This is a genomic window from Pseudomonas sp. FFPRI_1 (assembly GCF_055384485.1).
Window position 1 is genome coordinate 7,061,834 of the sequence record NZ_AP029168.1, and the last position, 21,642, is coordinate 7,083,475.

Annotated in this window: 18 protein-coding genes; 15 read left to right on the top strand and 3 right to left on the bottom strand. The window is 60.5% G+C overall.

All coding sequences use genetic code 11. The annotated features are described in order from the left end of the window. Positions 1-55: 55 nt before the first annotated feature. The 11 genes from ACZ5BO_RS31785 (at position 56) to ACZ5BO_RS31835 (ending at position 14,174) form a co-directional block, all read left to right on the top strand. Positions 56-2,878 carry an LPS-assembly protein LptD gene (locus tag ACZ5BO_RS31785; protein ID WP_464697421.1) on the top strand — a complete coding sequence of 941 codons (2,823 nt, stop codon included), beginning with the start codon at positions 56-58 and terminating at the stop codon, positions 2,876-2,878. After that, positions 2,859-4,175 (top strand): peptidylprolyl isomerase SurA, encoded by a 1,317-nt coding sequence (surA, locus tag ACZ5BO_RS31790; protein WP_036997049.1) that lies wholly within the window; start codon positions 2,859-2,861, stop codon positions 4,173-4,175. The genes ACZ5BO_RS31785 and surA overlap by 20 nt, the downstream gene beginning before the upstream one ends. Then, positions 4,172-5,161: a 4-hydroxythreonine-4-phosphate dehydrogenase PdxA gene (pdxA, locus tag ACZ5BO_RS31795; RefSeq protein WP_464697422.1), complete on the top strand. Its 990-nt coding sequence runs from the start codon at positions 4,172-4,174 to the stop codon at positions 5,159-5,161. Before surA ends, pdxA begins: the two co-directional genes overlap by 4 nt. Further along, complete coding sequence (gene rsmA / locus ACZ5BO_RS31800; protein WP_025131263.1) at positions 5,158-5,970, top strand: 16S rRNA (adenine(1518)-N(6)/adenine(1519)-N(6))-dimethyltransferase RsmA; 813 nt, start codon at positions 5,158-5,160, stop codon at positions 5,968-5,970. Before pdxA ends, rsmA begins: the two co-directional genes overlap by 4 nt. 122 nt (positions 5,971-6,092) lie before the next feature. After that, positions 6,093-6,473, top strand: coding sequence for a Co2+/Mg2+ efflux protein ApaG (apaG, locus tag ACZ5BO_RS31805; protein ID WP_025131262.1), 381 nt, complete (start codon positions 6,093-6,095; stop codon positions 6,471-6,473). Beyond that, positions 6,473-7,342, top strand: a complete 870-nt coding sequence (locus ACZ5BO_RS31810; protein WP_025131261.1) for a symmetrical bis(5'-nucleosyl)-tetraphosphatase — start codon at positions 6,473-6,475, stop codon at positions 7,340-7,342. Before apaG ends, ACZ5BO_RS31810 begins: the two co-directional genes overlap by 1 nt. Positions 7,343-7,375: 33 nt before the next feature. Further along, the gene (glpE, locus tag ACZ5BO_RS31815) at positions 7,376-7,705 is read left to right on the top strand and encodes a thiosulfate sulfurtransferase GlpE (protein WP_025131260.1); all 330 of its coding nucleotides are present in this window, start codon (positions 7,376-7,378) and stop codon (positions 7,703-7,705) included. A 299-nt stretch (positions 7,706-8,004) separates the two neighbouring features. Next, complete coding sequence (locus ACZ5BO_RS31820) at positions 8,005-9,927, top strand: PrkA family serine protein kinase (protein ID WP_025131259.1); 1,923 nt, start codon at positions 8,005-8,007, stop codon at positions 9,925-9,927. A 118-nt stretch (positions 9,928-10,045) separates the two neighbouring features. Beyond that, positions 10,046-11,320, top strand: coding sequence for a YeaH/YhbH family protein (locus ACZ5BO_RS31825; protein WP_025131258.1), 1,275 nt, complete (start codon positions 10,046-10,048; stop codon positions 11,318-11,320). Next, complete coding sequence (locus ACZ5BO_RS31830; protein WP_025131257.1) at positions 11,317-12,879, top strand: SpoVR family protein; 1,563 nt, start codon at positions 11,317-11,319, stop codon at positions 12,877-12,879. Before ACZ5BO_RS31825 ends, ACZ5BO_RS31830 begins: the two co-directional genes overlap by 4 nt. Before the next feature lie 65 nt (positions 12,880-12,944). Continuing rightward, positions 12,945-14,174 carry a multifunctional CCA addition/repair protein gene (locus ACZ5BO_RS31835; RefSeq protein WP_464697423.1) on the top strand — a complete coding sequence of 410 codons (1,230 nt, stop codon included), beginning with the start codon at positions 12,945-12,947 and terminating at the stop codon, positions 14,172-14,174. 51 nt (positions 14,175-14,225) lie between these two features. On the opposite strand, the gene folK is transcribed toward ACZ5BO_RS31835, so the two are convergent. Continuing rightward, a complete protein-coding gene (gene folK, locus ACZ5BO_RS31840) occupies positions 14,226-14,741 on the bottom strand; it encodes a 2-amino-4-hydroxy-6-hydroxymethyldihydropteridine diphosphokinase (RefSeq protein ID WP_025131255.1) in 516 nt (171 codons plus the stop codon). After that, positions 14,732-15,085 (bottom strand): dihydroneopterin aldolase, encoded by a 354-nt coding sequence (folB, locus tag ACZ5BO_RS31845; protein ID WP_025131254.1) that lies wholly within the window; start codon positions 15,083-15,085, stop codon positions 14,732-14,734. The genes folK and folB overlap by 10 nt, the downstream gene beginning before the upstream one ends. Before the next feature lie 74 nt (positions 15,086-15,159). Between folB and plsY the strand changes: the two genes are divergently transcribed. Further along, positions 15,160-15,729 (top strand): glycerol-3-phosphate 1-O-acyltransferase PlsY, encoded by a 570-nt coding sequence (plsY, locus tag ACZ5BO_RS31850; protein WP_019094979.1) that lies wholly within the window; start codon positions 15,160-15,162, stop codon positions 15,727-15,729. A 47-nt stretch (positions 15,730-15,776) separates the two neighbouring features. On the opposite strand, the gene tsaD is transcribed toward plsY, so the two are convergent. Further along, positions 15,777-16,802, bottom strand: coding sequence for a tRNA (adenosine(37)-N6)-threonylcarbamoyltransferase complex transferase subunit TsaD (gene tsaD / locus ACZ5BO_RS31855; RefSeq protein ID WP_464697424.1), 1,026 nt, complete (start codon positions 16,800-16,802; stop codon positions 15,777-15,779). Between the two features lie 200 nt (positions 16,803-17,002). Between tsaD and rpsU the strand changes: the two genes are divergently transcribed. From rpsU to rpoD, 3 genes are all read left to right on the top strand, one after another. After that, entirely contained in the window at positions 17,003-17,218 is a 216-nt protein-coding gene (rpsU, locus tag ACZ5BO_RS31860; RefSeq protein ID WP_002551877.1) for a 30S ribosomal protein S21, read from the top strand. 486 nt (positions 17,219-17,704) lie between these two features. After that, complete coding sequence (gene dnaG, locus ACZ5BO_RS31865; protein ID WP_464697425.1) at positions 17,705-19,678, top strand: DNA primase; 1,974 nt, start codon at positions 17,705-17,707, stop codon at positions 19,676-19,678. A 67-nt stretch (positions 19,679-19,745) separates the two neighbouring features. Then, on the top strand, positions 19,746-21,593 hold the full coding sequence (gene rpoD, locus ACZ5BO_RS31870) for an RNA polymerase sigma factor RpoD (RefSeq protein WP_025131251.1): 1,848 nt from the start codon (positions 19,746-19,748) through the stop codon (positions 21,591-21,593). The last annotated feature ends 49 nt before the right edge of the window (positions 21,594-21,642 follow it).

Below are 21,642 nucleotides of genomic sequence, written 5' to 3' on the forward strand. Positions count from 1 at the left end.
GGCGTGCGGCCCACCACCGCGGGCAGATGGCACGCAGGAAGCCCGGACTAATAAGATGGCATTGAAATCCCCCGCGTTTCGTAAAAAATTTCCGTTGCTGGTTACCGGCAGTTTGCTGGCCCTGCAACCTCTAGCCACTTCCTTCGTGGTCGCCGCGGAACAGTATGACTGCTCAGTCTCTGCTTCGGGTGGCTGGGCCTGTGCGCCTAAAACCAGCGCAGCCCAACTGCCTCCGCGCCCGATTCACGACGCCAGCTCGGTCAGTTCCAGCGGTTCGACCGCTACCGACAGCGGCGCTGCAGGTGAGGCCGTTGGCGACAAGCCGGTTCTGGTGACCGAGGCCAAGGGCCGTGGCCTGCGGTCCCGCAGCACGGACTACAGCCACCTCGACTGGGTACCGCGCGAGAAGCTCACCGCCGCCCAGTTGGCCGAGACCGGTCCTTACTGCTCTGGTTCCTATATCGAACCAATTCGTCCTGGCATGAATGACAAGACGAATAAAAGTGATGCCCCGACCTTTATCGGCGCCAAGGCTTCGCGTTATCAGCAGGAAGAACAGGTCGCGACCCTGGCCGGCGATGTGGTCATGCGCCAGGGCAGCATGCAGGTCGAAGCCGATGAGGCCAACCTGTACCAGGCCGAGAACCGCGGCGAGCTGAGCGGCAACGTACGCATCCGCGATAATGGCACGCTGCTGGTGGGCGACCATGCCGACGTGCAGCTCGATACCGGCGAGGCCAAGGTCGACAACGCCGAATACGTGATGCACAAGTCACGGGTTCGCGGTAACGCGCTGTACGCCAAGCGTGCGGAAAACGCCATCATCCGCCTCAAGGATGGTACGTACACCACGTGCGAACCGAACAGCAACGCCTGGCAGCTCAAGGGCAACAACATCACCTTGAACCCGGCCACCGGCTTCGGTACCGCCACCAACGTGACCTTGCGGGTCAAAGATATTCCGGTGCTCTACACCCCGTATATCTACTTCCCGATCGATGACCGTCGCCAGTCCGGCTTCCTGCCGCCGAGCTTCAGCAGCGGCAGCGATACCGGCTTCATGCTGGTCACGCCGTACTACTTCAACCTGGCACCGAACTACGACGCCACGTTGTACCCGCGTTACATGGCCAAGCGCGGCCTGTTGATGGAAGGCGAGTTCCGCTACCTGACCAAGAGCAGCGAAGGTCAGTTCGGCGCCGCGTACCTCAACGACGACGACACCGACCGCAGCAAGCAGACCGACTACGAAAAAACCCGCTACATGCTCAACTGGCAGCACAAGGGTGGGCTTGATTCGCGCCTGATGACCGAGGTCGACTACACCAAGATCAGCGACCCGTACTACTTCCAGGACCTGCAAACCGACCAGATCGGTGTGAAGTCCACTGACTACGTCAACCAGCAGGGCGCCGTGACCTATCGTGGTGACAGCTACACTGCACGTCTCAATGTGCAGGCGTACGAGTTGGCGAGCGTGTCCAACATCACTCCGTATAACAAGCTGCCGCAGATCACCTTCAACGGCTCGCTGCCGTACCACCCGCAAGGCCTGGATTTCACCTATGAAACCGAGCTGGTGCGCTTTGATCGGGATCTGCTGAACGGAAACTATACCGACAAAGATGGCGGTCCTTTCAACTCTGACGGGACATTCGGCACTCCCCGCCTGGATACCAACGTTGCGGGCCTGGCTCGTTCGAATGGTGATCGTCTGAATCTCAAGCCTGGTGTCAGCCTGCCGCTGAACTGGAGCTACGGTTTCCTGACGCCGTCCTTGAAGTACATGTACACCCAATACAACCTCGATCTGGACGGCAAAGGTAAATCAGACCTGCTCACCAATCGTAATAACTCGGCAGCTCTGGGCGAATCGTTCAAGAGTTCGCAAAACCGTGGCGTACCAATCGCCAGCCTCGACGGTGGCCTGTACTTCGACCGCAATACCCAATGGTTTGGCAAGAACTACCGCCAGACCCTGGAACCGCGCGCGTTCTACCTCTACGTTCCTGAAGAGGATCAGAAAGACATCCCGGTATTCGATACCGGCGAGCCAACCTTCAACTATGCCTCGCTGTTCCGTGACAACCGCTTCTCCGGCTCCGACCGCGTCGGCGACGAGAACAAGCTGTCCCTGGGTGTCACCAGCCGCTGGATCGAAGACAACGGCTTCCAGCGCCAGCGCATCAGTGTCGGCCAGGCCCTGTACTTCAAGGACCGCACCGTCCAACTGCCGGGCATCGACTACCGGACCCGTGCCGACGCGACCTCCAACGTCTCGCCGTACGCTCTTGAATACGAATACCGCTACAACCGCGACTGGCGCACCACTGCCGACTACAACTGGGACCCGGACAGCCACAGCCCGCGCTCCGGCAGCGCCATGCTCCACTACCAACCTGAAGACAACCCGAACAAGGTGGTCAACGTCGGCTATCGCTATCGCAACGACCAGATCCGCTACGACCAGAACAGCGGTACCTGGAAAATGGGTGGCGACTACGGCACTCCGGGCCAACCTGGTTACGTGAAGGACTACTACAAGATCCAGCAGCATGACTTCTCGGTGATCTGGCCGATCGTGCCGCAATGGAACGCCATCAGCCGCTGGCAGTACGACTACAACCGTAACCGCACGCTCGAGGCCTTCGGTGGTTTCGAATACGACAACTGCTGCTGGAAACTGCGCCTGATCAGCCGTTACTGGGTCAAGTATGACGAGTTCAGTCAGAACGCTCCGGAGAACGAGAAAGGCGACCGCGGCATCTTCCTCCAAATTGTTCTGAAGGGTCTCGGTGGCGTCATGGGCACCAAAGTAGAGAGCTTCCTCGACAAAGGCATCCAAGGTTATCGTGAACGTGAAGACCAAGCTTTCTGATTGTCTGCGCCCGCTGATGCTGGGCGCGCTGTTCCTGAGTACTGCGGCCAGCGCCGCGGTACAGTCCATCGACAAAGTGGTGGCCATCGTCGACAACGACGTGGTCATGCAGAGCCAGTTGGACCAGCGGGTTCACGAAGTCCAGCAAACCATCGCCAAGCGTGGCGGTGGTGTGCCGCCTACCAGCGTCCTGGAGCAACAGGTTCTGGAACGCCTGATCGTTGAAAACCTGCAACTGCAGATTGGCGAACGCTCCGGCATCCGCATCACCGATGAAGAACTGAACCAGGCGATCGGCACCATTGCCCAGCGCAACAGCATGAGCATCGAGCAATTCCGCGCCGCTCTGGCCCACGACGGTCTCTCTTATGAGGACGCCCGTGACCAGGTTCGCCGCGAGATGATCATCAGCCGCGTGCGTCAGCGCCGTGTGGCCGAACGCATCCAGGTATCGGAACAGGAAGTGAAGAACTTCCTGGCCTCGGACCTGGGCAAGATGCAGCTCTCCGAAGAACTGCACCTGGCCAACATCCTGATCCCGACCCCGGAAAGCGCCAACTCCGAAGCCATTCAGAGTGCTGCCCGCCAGGCCATGGAGGTGTACCAGCAGCTCAAGCAGGGTGCGGACTTCGCCCAGCTGGCAATCGCTCGTTCCGGCAGCGACAACGCTCTGGAAGGCGGCGACATGGGCTGGCGCAAAGCGGCTCAACTGCCCCCTCCGTTCGATCGTGAACTGAGTGCCATGGCCGTGGGCGACATCACCCAACCAGCCCGTACCCCAGGCGGCTTCATCATCCTCAAGCTGCTGGACAAGCGTGGCGGCGGCAATCAGGTGCGTGACGAAGTGCACGTGCGTCACATCCTGATCAAGCCAAGCGAAATTCGCAGCGAAGAAGAGACCAAGCGCCTGGCGCAGAAGCTCTACGATCGCATCGAAGCCGGCGAAGACTTTGCCGAACTGGCGAAAAGCTACTCGGAAGACCCGGGCTCCGCTCTCAATGGCGGCGACCTTAACTGGATCGACCCGAACGCCCTGGTGCCGGAATTCCGCGAAGTGATGGCCAAGACCCCACAAGGTCAACTGTCCAAGCCCTTCAAGAGCCCTTACGGCTGGCACGTACTGGAAGTCCTTGGCCGTCGCGCCACCGACAGCACCAGCCAGGCCCGCGAACAGCAAGCCATGACCGTCCTGCGTAACCGCAAGTACGACGAAGAGCTGCAGACCTGGTTGCGGCAGATCCGTGACGAGGCCTACGTCGAAATCAAGCTGCCCGGCGCTGAACAGGCCGCACAGTGAAACCCAGACGTTTCGCTCTGACACCCGGCGAACCGGCGGGTATAGGTCCTGACCTGTGCCTGCTGCTCGCCTCGCAACCCCAGCCCCATCCCCTGATTGCCATCACCAGTCGCGACCTGCTCCTTGAGCGGGCCGCGCAACTGGGGGTGGCGGTCGACCTTCTGCCCGTGACCCTGGACCAACTGCCGGCTGAACCTGCTCCGGCGAACAGCCTGTATGTCTGGGACACTCCCTTGGGCAACCCAGTGATCAGCGGCCAGCTGGACCAGGCCAATGCCGCGTTCGTCCTGGAAACCCTGACCCGCGCCGGCCAGGGCTGCCTGGATGGACACTTCGCCGGCATGATCACCGCCCCCGTGCACAAAGGCGTGATCAACGATTCCGGGATCGCCTTTTCCGGGCATACCGAATTCCTCGCGGACCTGACCCGCACCGAGCAGGTGGTCATGATGCTGGCCACCCGCGGCCTGCGCGTGGCGCTGGTGACCACTCACCTGCCTCTACGGGAGATTGCCGACGCCATCACCGCCGAGCGCCTGGAGCGAGTCACACGGATTCTGCATGCCGACCTGCAACACAAGTTCGGCATCGCCCGGCCACGCATCCTGGTCTGCGGGCTCAACCCCCATGCCGGTGAAGGCGGGCACCTGGGCCGTGAAGAAATCGACATCATCGAACCTACCCTAGAGCGCCTGCGCACTGAAGGCATGGACCTGCGCGGTCCGTTGCCTGCCGACACTCTGTTTACCCCCAAATATCTGGAGCACTGCGACGCAGTGCTGGCGATGTACCACGACCAAGGCTTGCCTGTGCTGAAATACAAAGGCTTCGGCGCGGCCGTCAACGTGACGCTCGGCTTGCCGATCATCCGCACTTCCGTCGACCACGGCACCGCCCTGGATCTGGCCGGCAGCGGCAAGATCGACACCGGCAGCCTGCAGGTCGCCCTGGAAACCGCCTACCAGATGGCCGAGAACCGTATATGACCGAGCAATACCAACACCGGGCGCGCAAGCGCTTCGGCCAGAACTTCCTGCACGACGCCGGCGTCATCGACCGCATCCTGCGGTCCATCCACGCCAAACCCGAAGACCGCATGCTGGAAATCGGCCCGGGCCAGGGCGCCCTGACCGAAGGCCTGCTGGGCAGCGGCGCCCAGCTGGACGTGGTGGAACTGGACAAGGACCTGATCCCGATCCTCAATCAGCAGTTCGCCGGCAAGAGCAACTTCAACCTGCACCAGGGCGATGCCCTGAAGTTCGACTTCAACACGCTGGGTGCAGCGCCAGGCAGCCTGCGGGTGGTCGGCAACCTGCCCTACAACATCTCGACCCCGCTGATCTTCCACCTGCTGCAGAACGCCGGGCTGATCCGCGACATGCACTTCATGCTGCAAAAGGAAGTGGTCGAGCGCCTGGCTGCCGGCCCAGGCGGCGGTGACTGGGGTCGCCTGTCGATCATGGTCCAGTATCACTGCCGCGTGGAACACCTGTTCAACGTCGGTCCCGGTGCGTTCAATCCGCCGCCGAAAGTCGACTCGGCGATCGTGCGCCTGGTGCCCCACGCCGTACTGCCACACCCGGCCAAGGATCACCGCCTGCTGGAGCGCATCGTCCGCGAAGCCTTCAACCAGCGGCGCAAGACCTTGCGCAACACCCTCAAGGCGCTCCTCAGCAGCGCCGAGATCGAAGCTGCCGGCGTCGATGGCAGCTTGCGTCCCGAGCAACTCGACCTGGCCGCCTTCGTGCGCCTGGCCGATCAGCTGGCAGATCAGGTCAAGCCCGAGGCAAGCTGAGCCTCCCACGCGAGATCGGGTAGGACGCCAGACGGGATGTCTGGTTTACTACCCGATACTTGACCTAGACTGACGACCATCAGCTTTGTCCCGCGCCCCGCTTCGCTTTAAAGGCCTTTTGCATGTCCGATCCTCGTTATCAGGTCGATGTCAGCGTCGTCACGCGCTTTCTGGCAGACCAATCGCAACCCGAGCAGAACCGCTTCGCCTTCGCCTACACCATCACCGTCCAGAACAACGGCTCGCTCCCGGCCAAACTGTTGTCCCGACACTGGGTGATCACCGACGGTGACGGCCACGTGGAAGAGGTCCGCGGTGCTGGCGTCGTCGGCCAGCAACCGCTGATCGCCGCGGGCAAGAGCCACACCTACAGCAGCGGCACAGTGATGACCACCCGGGTCGGCAACATGCAGGGCAGCTATCAAATGCTCGCAGAAGACGGCAAGCAGTTCGACGCCATCATTGCCCCGTTCCGCCTGGCCGTCCCCGGAGCCCTGCACTGATGGCAACCTACGCTGTCGGTGACCTGCAAGGCTGCCTGGAGCCCCTGCAATGCCTGCTTGAGCAGGTAGCCTTCGATCCTGCCCGGGACCGCCTGTGGCTGGTGGGCGACCTGGTCAATCGCGGCCCGCAGTCGCTGGAAACCCTGCGCTATCTCTACGCAATGCGCGACTCGCTGGTCTGCGTGCTAGGCAACCACGACCTGCACCTGCTGGCGGCCTGGCGCAACATCGAGCGCCTGAAGAAATCCGACACCCTGCGCGAAATCCTCGAAGCCCCGGATCGCGAGGAACTTCTTCAGTGGTTGCGCCAGCAAAAGCTGATGCACTACGACGAAACCCGCAACCTGGCCTTGGTGCACGCCGGCATCGCCCCCCAGTGGTCCCTGAAGAAGGCCCTGAAGTGCGCCGCCGAAGTCGAGGAGGCACTGCAGGACGACAATCTCTTCGAGCCCTTCCTGGACGGCATGTACGGCAACGACCCAGCGAAATGGGACAGTGAACTCAAAGGCGTGACGCGCCTGCGGGTGATCACCAACTATTTCACTCGCATGCGTTTCTGCACCAGCGAGGGCAAGCTCGACCTCAAGAGCAAGGAAGGGCTGGACACCGCGCCAGCCGGGTACGCGCCCTGGTTCAGCCACAAGGAGCGCAAGACCCGTGACCTGAAGATCATCTTCGGCCATTGGGCGGCCCTGGAAGGCCATAGCAACGAACCTGGCATTTTCGCCCTGGACAGCGGTTGCGTCTGGGGCGGAGCCATGACGCTGCTGAATGTCGACACCGGCGTACGCCTGACCTGCGATTGCGACCCACAGGGCCATATCGCGCCTGCTTCCCCCACCCCCTTGCCCCTACCGGCAAAGCGCTAGATCGCGCCGACCATCACGCTTCAGGAGCCCGCCATGAGCGAATTCAAACGCATTCCCCCAGAACAGGCCCAGGCACTGCGCGAGCAAGGTGCGGTCGTGGTCGATATCCGCGACCCGCAAACCTATGCCCTGAGCCACATCAGCGGCTCGCAGCACCTGGATAACCACTCCATCTCCGACTTCATCCGCGGCGCCGATCTCGACGCCCCGCTGCTGGTGGTCTGCTATCACGGCAACTCCAGCCAGAGTGCTGCGGCGTACCTGGTCAGCCAGGGCTTCTCCGACGTTTACAGCATCGATGGCGGCTTCGAGCTATGGCGCAGCACCTATCCGACGGAAATCGCCCAAGGCACCGCCGAATAATTTTTTTCAGCAGCTCTAGCCCGCGTACTACGCGGGCTGACGCACCACCGGACGAACGGTAGTGCGCAACTAATTCCCCATCTCGCCTTGACCTCCCGGATTCCGAACTATCCTTAGCCTCAGGCCATCCAAATCAGGGGAGAGCCGGTACACCGGCGTGCGGGTCATCGGTACTAGCTTTCAAGGTCGATAGCTTTGGAAGTGTTCTGGGGGGTAAACAGCAGCTGGAAACTCAGCTGCATGCCAGCACTTGACTGACTGATCCGACGCCGGCTCCACGTATCGAGCGAGGTGACGTCATGAGTATTTTTAGCCACTTCCAACAACGCTTCGAATCCACACGCCAGGAAGAGCTTTCGCTGCAGGAATACCTGGAACTGTGCAAAAAGGATCGAAGCGCTTATGCCTCGGCCGCCGAGCGCCTGCTACTGGCCATCGGCGAACCCGAACTGCTGGACACCTCGACCAACTCGAGGCTGTCGCGAATCTTCTCCAACAAGGTGATCCGGCGCTATCCGGCCTTTGAAGACTTCCATGGCATGGAAGAGTGCATCGACCAGATCGTCTCCTATTTCCGCCATGCCGCTCAGGGCCTGGAAGAAAAGAAACAAATCCTCTACCTGCTGGGCCCGGTCGGCGGCGGTAAATCGTCCCTGGCTGAAAAGCTCAAGCAACTGATCGAGAAAGTGCCGTTCTACGCCATCAAGGGTTCTCCGGTCTTCGAGTCGCCACTGGGCCTGTTCAACGCCACGGAAGATGGCGCGATTCTCGAAGAAGACTTCGGCATCCCCCGGCGCTACCTCAACACCATCATGTCGCCCTGGGCCACCAAGCGCCTGGCGGAATTCGGCGGCGACATCAGCCAGTTCCGGGTAGTGAAGCTGTATCCCTCGATTCTCAACCAGATCGCCGTGGCCAAGACCGAACCGGGCGACGAGAACAACCAGGACATCTCGGCCCTCGTGGGCAAGGTGGATATCCGCAAGCTCGAAGAGTTCCCGCAAAACGACGCCGACGCCTACAGCTACTCCGGGGCACTGTGCCGGGCCAACCAGGGCCTGATGGAGTTCGTCGAGATGTTCAAGGCACCAATCAAGGTGCTGCACCCACTGCTGACCGCCACCCAGGAAGGCAACTACAACAGTACCGAGGGCCTGGGGGCGATCCCGTTCACCGGCATCCTCCTGGCTCACTCCAACGAATCGGAGTGGCACACCTTCCGTAACAACAAGAACAATGAAGCCTTCATCGATCGGATCTACATCGTCAAGGTGCCGTACTGCTTGCGGGTTACCGATGAGGTGAAGATCTACGACAAACTGCTGTTCAACAGCTCCCTGGCCAAGGCCCATTGCGCGCCCGACACCCTGAAGATGCTGGCCCAGTTCACCGTGCTCTCGCGCCTCAAGGAGCCGGAAAACTCCAATATCTACTCGAAGATGCGGGTCTATGACGGGGAAAACCTGAAAGACACCGATCCCAAGGCCAAATCGATCCAGGAATACCGCGACAGCGCCGGTGTCGATGAGGGGATGAACGGCCTGTCCACGCGCTTCGCCTTCAAGATCCTGTCGAAAGTCTTCAACTTCGACCCCCATGAAGTAGCGGCCAACCCAGTGCATCTGCTGTACGTACTGGAACAGCAGATCGAGCAGGAACAGTTCCAGGCGGAAACCCGCGAGCGCTACCTGCGTTTCCTCAAGGAATACCTGGCGCCGCGCTACATCGAGTTCATCGGCAAGGAAATCCAGACTGCCTACCTCGAGTCCTACAGCGAGTACGGCCAGAACATCTTCGACCGCTATGTGCTGTACGCGGATTTCTGGATTCAGGATCAGGAGTACCGTGATCCGGAAACCGGGGAAATTCTCAACCGCGTCGCCCTCAACGAGGAACTGGAAAAGATCGAGAAACCGGCAGGCATCAGCAACCCGAAAGACTTCCGCAACGAGATCGTCAATTTCGTCCTGCGCGCCAGGGCCAACAACAACGGCAAGAACCCCACCTGGCTCAGCTACGAGAAACTGCGGGTGGTCATCGAGAAGAAAATGTTCTCCAACACCGAGGACCTGCTGCCAGTCATCAGCTTCAATGCCAAGGCCAGCAAAGAGGATCAACAGAAACACAACGACTTCGTTACACGAATGGTCGAGCGCGGCTACACAGACAAACAGGTACGGCTACTGTCCGAATGGTATCTGCGGGTCAGGAAATCGCAGTGAAGCAGCGGCAAGCTTCTAGCCACAAGCTATAGGCGCGGTGTTGCAGGGCCCGGCCGGGCCCTGTCGCAGTGTCGCTGAGAGCTTGAAGCTTATGTCTTGAAGCTCCCCGGAGGGGCCCATGAGCTATGTGATCGACCGACGTCTCAATGGCAAGAACAAGAGCACGGTGAACCGCCAGCGGTTTCTGCGGCGCTACCGTGACCACATCAAAAAGGCCGTCGAAGAGGCCGTCAGCCGCCGCTCCATCACGGATATGGAACACGGCGAGCAAATCAGCATTCCCGGACGCGACATCGACGAGCCGGTGCTGCACCACGGCCGCGGCGGCAAGCAGACCGTGGTTCATCCCGGCAACAAGGAATTCACCGCCGGCGAGCATATCGCCAGGCCCCAAGGCGGAGGGGGCGGCGGCAGCGGACGCGGCAAGGCCGGAAACTCCGGCGAGGGCATGGACGAGTTCGTCTTCCAGATCACCCAGGAAGAGTTCCTCGAGTTCATGTTCGAGGACCTGGAGCTGCCCAACCTGGTCAAGCGCAACCTGACCGGCACCGACACCTTCAAGACCGTACGGGCCGGGATCAGCAACGAAGGCAACCCGTCACGGATCAACATCATCCGCACCTTGCGCTCGGCCCATGCCCGCAGGATCGCCCTGTCCGGCAGCAGCCGGGCCAAACTGAAGGAGGCCAAGGAAGAACTGGCACGCCTGAAGCGCGAAGAACCGGACAACTTCGGTGATATCCAGGCACTTGAAACGGAAATTGAACGCTTGAGCGCGCGGATCCACCGCGTGCCCTTCCTCGATACCTTCGACCTCAAGTACAACCTGCTGGTTAAACAGCCCAATCCCAGTTCCAAGGCGGTGATGTTCTGCCTGATGGACGTTTCCGGCTCCATGACCCAGGCGACCAAGGACATCGCCAAGCGCTTCTTCATCCTTCTGTACCTGTTCCTCAAGCGCAACTACGACAAGATTGACGTGGTGTTCATTCGCCATCACACCAGCGCCCGGGAAGTGGACGAGGAAGAATTCTTCTATTCCCGGGAAACCGGCGGGACCATTGTCTCCAGCGCACTGAAACTGATGCAGGAAATCATGGCCGAGCGCTATCCGAGCAATGAATGGAACATCTATGCAGCCCAGGCTTCCGACGGTGACAACTGGAACGACGACTCGCCGATCTGCCGCGACATCCTGATCAACCAGATCATGCCGTTCGTGCAGTACTACACCTACGTGGAAATCACGCCTCGGGAGCACCAGGCCCTGTGGTACGAATACGAACGTATCGCGGAAGCGTTTTCCGACACGTTCGCCCAGCAACAACTGGTTTCGGCCGGCGATATCTACCCGGTCTTCCGTGAACTCTTCCAGCGCAGGTTAGTGACATGACCGCCAGAGAGCAGAAACGCCAACCCATCTCCACCGGCTCTGAATGGACCTTCGAGCTGATTCAGGCCTACGACCGTGAAATCAGCCGTATTGCGGCTCGGTATGCCCTGGACACCTACCCCAACCAGATCGAAGTGATCACCGCCGAGCAGATGATGGACGCCTATGCCTCGGTGGGCATGCCCCTGGGCTATCACCACTGGTCCTACGGCAAGCACTTCCTCAGTACCGAAAAGTCCTACTCCCGCGGCCAGATGGGCCTGGCCTACGAGATCGTGATCAACTCGGATCCGTGCATCGCCTACCTGATGGAGGAAAACACCATCTGCATGCAAGCCCTGGTAGTGGCTCATGCCTGCTATGGCCACAACAGTTTCTTCAAGGGCAACTACCTGTTTCGCACCTGGACCGATGCCAGCTCGATCATCGATTACCTGGTGTTTGCCAAGCAGTACATCATGCAATGCGAGGAACGCCACGGTATCGATGCCGTGGAGGATCTGCTGGACTCCTGCCATGCGCTGATGAACTACGGCGTCGACCGCTACAAGCGGCCCTACCCGATCTCCGCAGAGGAAGAACGACGCCGGCAGAAAGACCGGGAAGAACACCTGCAGAAGCAGATCAACGACCTGTGGCGCACGATCCCCAAGGGGGCCGACAAGTACAGCGACAAGGACAATGCGCGCTTCCCCGCCGAACCCCAGGAAAACATCCTCTATTTCATCGAAAAACACGCGCCGCTACTGGAGCCCTGGCAGCGAGAAATCGTGCGCATCGTGCGCAAGATTGCCCAGTATTTCTATCCCCAGCGCCAGACCCAGGTGATGAACGAAGGCTGGGCCACTTTCTGGCACTACACCCTGATGAACGACCTGTATGACGAAGGCCTGGTGACCGACGGCTTCATGATGGAGTTTCTCACCTCCCACACCAGCGTGGTGTTCCAGCCGGGCTTCGACAGCCCCTACTACAACGGCATCAATCCCTACGCCCTGGGGTTCGCCATGTACCGCGACATCCGCCGCATTTGCGAGGAACCGACCGAAGAGGATCGTCGCTGGTTCCCGGAACTGGCGGGCACCGACTGGCTGTCGAGCATCAAGTTCGCCATGAGCAGCTTCAAGGATGAGAGCTTCATCCTGCAGTACCTCTCGCCCAAGGTGATCCGCGACCTCAAGCTGTTCAGCATCATGGATGACGATCAGAAGGACGACCTGCTGGTCCCGGCGATTCATGACGAAAGCGGCTACCGGATCATCCGGGAAACCCTGGCCGCGCAGTACAACCTGGGTAACCGCGAGCCCAACGTGCAGATCTGGAGCATCGACCGTCGCGGCGACCGCTCACTGACCCTGCGCCACCAGCAGCATGATCGCAAACCCCTGGGGGACTCCACCGACGAGGTGCTCAAGCACCTGCACCGCCTCTGGGGTTTTGATATCCACCTGGAAACCCTGCAAGGCGATCAGGTGATGAAAACTCACCACGTGCCGCCAAAAACCGATCACAACGAAAATGACTATGGCCGGCTGGACCTGGCAGTCATCCACCTCTAGAGCCTTCGACAAACCTCCGCGAGCACGGCACAAGGTTTATCCTGTCGCGCTAACGGAGGTTTTTTATGCGGATTTATAAAGTCGGCGGCGCCGTACGAGACCGGCTGCTGGGCAAACCGGTCACTGATATCGACTGGGTAGTGGTCGGCGCCAGCGCGGAAGAAATGATTGCCAAGGGGTTTCGCCCGGTGGGCGCCGATTTTCCGGTGTTCCTGCACCCCAGGAGCGGCGAGGAATATGCCTTGGCCCGAACCGAGCGCAAGAGTGGACGCGGCTATGGCGGCTTCACCTTTCACGCCAGCCCGGAAGTCACTCTGGAAGAAGACTTGATTCGTCGCGACCTGACAATCAATGCCATGGCCGAGGATGATCAAGGAGTAATCACCGATCCCTACAACGGCCAGAAAGACCTCGACGCTCGGCTATTGCGCCACGTTTCCCCGGCGTTCGCTGAAGATCCCCTGCGGGTACTGCGAGTTGCACGCTTTGCTGCTCGCTATGCCGGCCTGGGCTTCAGCGTAGCCCCGGAAACTCTCGCACTGATGCGTCAACTCAGCGAATCAGGCGAGCTGCAGGCGCTGACGGCGGAACGGAGCTGGAAAGAGATTTCTCGCGCCCTGATGGAGGACCAGCCTCAGGTCTTTATCCAGGTGCTGCGCGACTGTGGCGCCCTGGCGGTGCTGATGCCTGAGCTTGATGCTCTGTTCGGGGTGCCCCAGCCAGCGGTCCATCACCCGGAAGTAGACACTGGCGTGCATACCCTCAGCGTTCTGCAACAAGCAGCGTTGCATCGCCAACCGCTCGCGGTTCGCTGGGCCTGCCTGCTCCACGACTTGGGCAAGGGCTTGACCCCCAAGGACGAGTGGCCACGGCACATTGGCCATGAGCACACGGGCCTGGAGCCGATCAAAGCGGTCAATGATCGGTTCAAGGTGCCTCGGGAATGCCAGGAACTGGCGCTGCTGGTAGGCCAGTACCACACCCATGGCCACAAGGCGCTGGAGCTGAAAGCCACGACACTGCTCGAACTGCTGCAAAGCTTCGATGTGTTTCGGCGCCCGCAGCGCTTTGAAGAGTTCATTGCTGCTTGCGAAATGGACGCCCGCGGCCGCCTTGGATTGGAGTCGCGCCCTTATCCGCAGGCTGATTACCTGCGCGGCGCAGCCACTGTCGCACGCTCGGTTGCGGTTCAGCCCCTGCTGGAGCAGGGCTTCAAAGGACCGCAATTGGGTGAGGCGCTGAGGCTGGAGCGACTGAAGGCAGTCAAGGCCTACAAGGAACAGCACGCACCATGAACGTCACGCGGACCAGGCTCGCACCTGGTCCGCTGCAGCTCGGTTCAGCAACTACAAACCCGACGGGGTCAGTTGCCGTCCCTGCCACTCGAAGGCCACAGGCGCCAGCACCTGATCAATCTGGGCTTCATCCCAGAGCATGCCCAGGGATTTGCCCGCCAGCGGATGCACTCGCTCAGGCGCCATCAAGGACAGCGGCCAAAGCACAAAGGCATTCTTCAAAATCTCCGCACGGGGCAGGATCAGTCCATCGAAATTGCCGGTCAGGTCCCCGTACAACAGCACGTCGATGTCCAGCGGCAGACCTTTGCGCTCTGGTGCATAACGTCCGTTGTCCGCCTCGATGAACTTCAAGCGTCGGTCCAGTTCGGTCAGGGGCAGATCGGTAAAGGCCGACACCACCAGGTTGAAGAACGGCCCACTCTTGATGCCCACCGGCTGACTTTCGAAGACCGGCGAGCAGCGCATGTCCACCAGGAAGCTTGCCAGGGCATCGAGCCCGGCTCGCAGGTGAACCTCACGCTCGATATTGCTACCGAGCCCTAGAAACACCTGAGTCAGCGACATCCGCGCTCGATCTCCACGCCCACACCCTTAGCAGCCGGAACGGCCCCTGGCTTGGTCAGCTTCAAACGCAGCCAGGGGATGTGAAATTCGCTCATCAAGACCTCGGCCAGATGCTCGGCAAAGGTTTCCACCAATTGATAGTGGGCTTGCTCGGCAAATGCCTGGATACGGGCGGAAACACTGGCATAGTCCAGTGCCAGGGTCAGATCATCCCCTGCTGCAGCCGGGCGATTGTCCCAGGCAAAGTTAAGGTCAAGACGCAGGCACTGTCGGATGCCACGCTCCCAGTCATAGGCGCCGATCACGGTGTCCACTTCCAGTCCTTCGATAAACACTCTGTCCAAGCACTCTTCTCCGCAGCACGACAAGGGCGCAATGCGCCGTTAGAATCAGGGCGTCCTCGCCCGGAATAGTTAGCATGTTTTGGTTACTGGCGATTTTCGCCTACCTGCTCGGCTCTCTGTCCTTCGCCATTTTGCTCAGCCGCCTCACGGGTAACCCCGATCCGCGAATGAGTGGCTCGGGTAATGCCGGCGCCACCAACATGCTGCGCCTGGCCGGCAAGAAACTCGCTGTCCTGACCCTGCTGGGAGATCTGTGCAAAGGCCTGGTGCCCGTGCTGATCGCTCACCTTGCGGGGCTTTCACTGCAGCAACAGGCGTGGGTCGGCCTCTACGCCGTCCTTGGCCACCTGTTCCCGCTGTACTTCCGTTTCCGCGGCGGCAAAGGTGTCGCCACCGCCGCCGGCATGTTGCTGGGGCTGTATCCCCCGGCCGCCCTGCTGGCCATTGCCGCCTGGGCACTGACCTTCTATCTCACTCGCACCAGTTCGCTGGCAGCCCTGATTGCCACGCCCCTGACCCTGCCACTGCTGGCCTGGCAGGAGCCCGAGGCGCTGCTGCCGATGAGCGTGCTCACGCTGCTGATCGTCTGGCGCCATCGCGGCAATTTACGCGACCTGTTTGCCGGGCGCGAACGGCATTTTTGAATCCCTCGGGAGAAAAGGTCTCAGTTGGTGCCGCCGCCATGCCTCGATCAGAGCGCCGACAACTGCTCCATCGGCCAACGTGCCTGCACGCTGATCGCCAGACTTTCCTGCTGCCCGGCCTGTAAACGCTGACAACCGGCAAAAGCGATCATCGCACCGTTGTCGGTACAGAACTCGGGACGAGCGTAGAACACATTGCCCTTCATCTCGCCGAGCATCTGCTCCAGGGAAGCCCGCAAGGCCTTGTTGGCACTCACACCGCCGGCAATCACCAGACGTTTCAGACCGGTCTGCTTCAAGGCCCGCTTGCACTTGATGGTCAGAGTCTCCACCACCGCCTGCTGGAACGCGAGGGAGATGTCGCAACGGGTTTGCTCACCGTCGTCCCCAGCGCTGACGCACTGCTGCCAGGCAGTCAAGGCCGAGGTCTTCAAACCGCTGAAGCTGAAATCCAGCCCTGGGCGGTCAGTCATTGGCCGCGGGAAGACAAAACGCCCTGGCACGCCCTGGGTCGCCAGGCGGGCAATCTCAGGACCGCCCGGATAGTTCAGGCCAATCATCTTCGCCGTCTTGTCGAAGGCCTCACCGGCAGCGTCATCCAGGGTCTCGCCCAGCAGTTCGTATTGGCCGATACCATCGACCCGGACCAGTTGGGTATGCCCACCCGACACCAACAAAGCGACGAACGGGAATTGCGGAGGCTGCGCCTCCAGCATCGGTGCCAACAGGTGCCCTTCCATGTGGTGGACACCCAACGCCGGAATGCCCCAGGCAAAGGCCAGCGCCTGGGCGCAGGAGGCGCCCACCAGCAACGCCCCCACCAGGCCCGGGCCGGCGGTGTAGGCGATGGCATCGATCTCGGTGGGCACGCAGTCGGCCTCGGCCAGCACCTGGCGGATCAAGGGCAGCATGCGCTTGACGTGGTCGCGGGAGGCCAGCTCAGGCACGACGCCACCGTAGGCGCGATGCAGGTCGATCTGACTGAACAGCGCGTCGGCCAGCAGGCCGCGCTCACTGTCGTAAAGTGCGACGCCGGTTTCGTCGCAGGAGGTTTCTAATCCCAGTACTAGCATGGGTTTGCGCCTTGTAGAGGCTGAATTCGAAGGCGCGCATAATAGTCGCCACTCCCGCGCCCGACCAGCGGTTTTCGATCAGAGGCTTTGCATTCCGAGCGTTGAGGGGTTAACATCCGCAACCCTTAAAAACCGACGACCTCAGCCGCGATTTTTGCGACGAGAACGTTGACCCCGGTAATGAATGAAGGTAGCTCTGGATGCCAGCCGTCAAAGTTAAAGAGAACGAACCCTTCGACGTAGCTCTGCGTCGTTTCAAGCGCTCCTGCGAAAAAGCCGGTGTTCTGGCTGAAGTTCGTAGCCGCGAATTTTACGAGAAGCCGACTTCCGAGCGTAAGCGCAAAGCAGCAGCCGCTGTTAAGCGTCACGCCAAGAAAGTTCAGCGCGAACAGCGCCGCGCCGTACGTCTGTACTAATACACAGACGTTCGCTGCAAGCTTCTGCCAAGCCCGGCCCTCAGCCGGGCTAATGGCATTTGCGGACAACGCTTGATGCTTCACCGTCGAAGCCGCCCATGCGACCCAGACGAATCTGCTTCACCACGTCAGACCTGGCTCCTGCCAGCGGTGCACGTCTTTTCTGACGAGCCTTCCAAGGCTACTGACGAGCACACCCTTAACTGATTCCTGCAGACGATCAGCCCAAGGCGCCCTTTCTCTCGCGCTCGCTTGAATGAGCTGTCCGAGGCCTGCCAACGGCCACTGTCGGACTCAGCGCAACATCTTCAAATAGTGTCGAATACTGATTGAAACTAACGTCAGTTGACGTTCGGCAGATACACTTCCCGACTGCGATCACGCCGAAAACCTGGGCCGAGCCAAGCAATCCCGACGCTTCGCCGCACCCGACCTTTCGACAGCGTCGCCAGGGCTATTTTTCCGCGCAGTGATGACGAGAACGCCATGGCCGGGCTTATTCCCCAGAGCTTTATTGACGACCTTCTGAACCGCACCGACATCGTCGATGTCGTCAGCTCGCGCCTGCAGATCAAGAAAGCCGGCAAGAACTACACCGCCTGCTGTCCGTTCCACAAAGAAAAAACCCCCTCCTTCAGCGTCAGCCCCGACAAGCAGTTCTACTACTGCTTCGGCTGTGGCGCCGGCGGCAACGCCCTCGGCTTCATCATGGACCACGACAACCTGGACTTTCCCCAGGCCGTCGAGGAACTGGCGAAAGCCGCGGGCATGGAGATCCCTCGCGAGGAAAGCGGTCGCGGCCAGCGCAAGCCCCGACAACCGACCGACTCACCGCTGTATCCGCTGCTAACCGTGGCTGCCGACTACTATCGCCAGGCACTGAAAAGCCACCCGGCACGCAAGGCCGCGGTCGACTACCTCAAGGGCCGCGGACTGACCGGCGAGATCGCCCGAGACTTCGGCCTGGGTTTTGCCCCCCCCGGATGGGACAACCTGTTCAAGCACTTGAGCAGCGACACCTTGCAGCAGAAGGCCATGATCGACGCCGGCCTGCTGATCGAGAATGCCGAGACCGGCAAGCGCTACGACCGTTTTCGTGATCGAGTGATGTTCCCGATCCGCGACACTCGCGGGCGCATCATCGCCTTTGGCGGCCGGGTTTTAGGGGACGACAAACCCAAATACCTGAACTCTCCGGAAACCCCGGTCTTCCACAAGGGTCAGGAGCTCTACGGCCTGTTCGAGGCCCGCACGCACAACCGCAACCTCGACGAGATCATCGTCGTCGAGGGCTACATGGACGTGATCGCCCTGGCCCAGCAAGGCCTGCGCAATGCGGTTGCGACCCTGGGCACCGCCACCAGCGAGGAGCACCTCAAGCGCCTGTTCCGTATCGTGCCCAACGTATTGTTCTGCTTCGACGGCGACCAGGCCGGACGCAAGGCGGCATGGCGCGCCCTGGAGGCCACCCTGACCTGCCTTCAGGACGGGCGCCGCGCACGCTTCCTGTTTCTTCCGGAAGGCGAAGACCCGGACACCCTGGTTCGCTCCGAAGGCACTGACGCCTTCCGCGCCCGGATCAACCAGCACGCACAACCGCTGGCCGACTATTTTTTCCAGCAGTTGATCGATGAGGCAGACCCGCGATCCCTGGAGGGCAAGGCCCACCTGGCAACCCTGGCCGCACCGCTGATCGAGAAAATCCCCGGGGCCAACCTGAAGACCCTGATGCGCCAGCGCCTCAGCGAGATCACTGGGCTGACCCATGACACGGTCAACCAACTGGCCCATAGCGCCCCCTTGCAGGCACCGCCGGCCTACGACGCCGGCATCGACTACGACGCCATGCCGGATTTCGCCGACTACCATGAGCCCCACCAGGAAGCCTACGCCCCACAACAAGAGTGGACGCCGAAGAAGAGTGGCAGCGGCAAGAAGTGGGAAAACAAGCCCTGGGACAAGAATGGCAAGGGCAAGCGCCAGGGCGATCGCGATCAGCCACGCGGCCCGCGCATCCCGGCGGCCGTGGAACCTCCAACGCTGGCTGCCTTGCGGACCTTGCTGCATCACCCGCAACTGGCAGAAAAAGTTGAAGATGCCGGGCATTTTGCCGATGACGACAACACCAACACGCAGTTGCTGGTGGCTCTGATCGAAGCCGTGCAGAAAAATCCTAAGCTACGCTCTATTCATCAGCTGATGGCGCGCTGGCACGGCACTCAGCAAGGGCATTTGCTCACCGCCCTGGCGGAAAAAGAATGGCTGATCGACGGAGATAACCTTGAACAACAGTTTTTCGACACCATTAATAGTTTGTCCGCTCGCCAACGCGAGCGTGTTTTAGAGCAACTTCTGAGGAAATCGCGTCAAAGCGAACTCGACAGCGAAGAGAAAAAACAGCTGGTTGAGCTCCTAAAACGCAATGTTCCCGCATCAAACCCGACCTCAACTGGCGCGTGAGGTCATAGCTCGGGTATAATCCTCGGCTTGTTTTTTGCCCGCCAAGACCTTCAGTGGATAGGGTGTTATGTCCGGAAAAGCGCAACAGCAGTCTCGCCTCAAAGAGTTGATCAGCCGTGGACGTGAGCAGGGTTACCTGACTTACGCGGAGGTCAACGACCACCTGCCGGAGGATATTTCAGATCCGGAACAGGTGGAAGACATCATCCGCATGATCAACGACATGGGGATCAACGTATTCGAGAGTGCTCCGGATGCGGATGCCCTTTTGTTGGCCGAAGCCGACACCGACGAAGCAGCAGCTGAAGAAGCCGCCGCAGCGTTGGCGGCCGTGGAAACCGACATTGGTCGCACTACCGACCCAGTGCGCATGTACATGCGCGAAATGGGCACGGTAGAGCTGCTCACACGTGAAGGCGAAATCGAAATCGCCAAGCGTATCGAAGAGGGTATCCGTGAAGTGATGGGCGCTATCGCGCACTTCCCTGGCACTGTGGATCACATCCTCTCCGAATACACTCGCGTCACCACCGAAGGTGGCCGCCTGTCTGACGTTCTCAGCGGTTACATCGACCCGGATGACGGCATTACGCCGCCTGCCGCCGAAGTGCCACCGCCTGTCGACACCAAGACCGCGAAAGCGGACGACGACAGCGACGAAGAAGAAGCTGAAGCGAGCGACGAGGAAGAGGAAACCGAAAGCGGTCCGGATCCTGTCATCGCCGCACAGCGCTTTGGTGCCGTTGCCGATCAGATGGAGATCACCCGCAAGGCGCTGAAGAAGCACGGTCGCGAGAACAAGCAAGCCATCGCCGAAATGCTGGCCCTGGCCGAGCTGTTCATGCCGATCAAGCTGGTACCGAAGCAATTCGAAGGCTTGGTTGAACGTGTTCGCAGCGCCCTGGATCGCCTGCGTCAGCAAGAGCGCGCCATCATGCAGCTTTGCGTGCGTGATGCCCGCATGCCGCGTGCCGACTTCCTGCGCCAGTTCCCGGGCAACGAAGTGGATGAAAGCTGGACCGACGCCCTGGCCAAAGGCAAGAGCAAGTACGCCGAAGCCATTGCCCGCCTGCAGCCGGACATCATCCGTTGCCAGCAGAAGCTGTCTGCTCTTGAAGCCGAAACCGGCTTGAAGATTGCCGAGATCAAGGACATCAACCGTCGCATGTCGATCGGTGAGGCCAAGGCCCGCCGCGCGAAGAAAGAGATGGTCGAAGCCAACTTGCGTCTGGTGATCTCCATCGCCAAGAAGTACACCAACCGTGGCTTGCAATTCCTCGATCTGATCCAGGAAGGCAACATCGGCTTGATGAAAGCGGTGGACAAGTTCGAATACCGTCGCGGCTACAAGTTCTCGACCTATGCCACCTGGTGGATCCGTCAGGCGATCACTCGCTCGATCGCCGACCAGGCCCGCACCATCCGTATTCCGGTGCACATGATCGAGACGATCAACAAGCTCAACCGCATTTCCCGGCAGATGCTGCAGGAAATGGGTCGCGAACCGACCCCGGAAGAGCTGGGCGAACGCATGGAAATGCCCGAGGACAAGATCCGCAAGGTATTGAAGATCGCTAAAGAGCCGATCTCCATGGAAACCCCGATCGGTGATGACGAAGACTCCCATCTGGGCGACTTCATCGAAGACTCGACCATGCAGTCGCCAATCGATGTGGCCACCGTTGAGAGCCTGAAGGAAGCGACCCGCGAAGTACTCTCCGGCCTCACTGCCCGTGAAGCCAAGGTGCTGCGGATGCGTTTCGGCATCGACATGAATACCGACCACACTCTCGAAGAGGTCGGCAAGCAGTTCGATGTAACCCGTGAGCGGATTCGTCAGATTGAAGCCAAGGCGCTGCGCAAGCTGCGCCACCCGACGAGAAGCGAGCATTTGCGCTCCTTCCTCGACGAGTAAGCCCAAGACCCCCAGCCCTGCTGGGGGTTTTGCTTTTTAGCACCCCTCC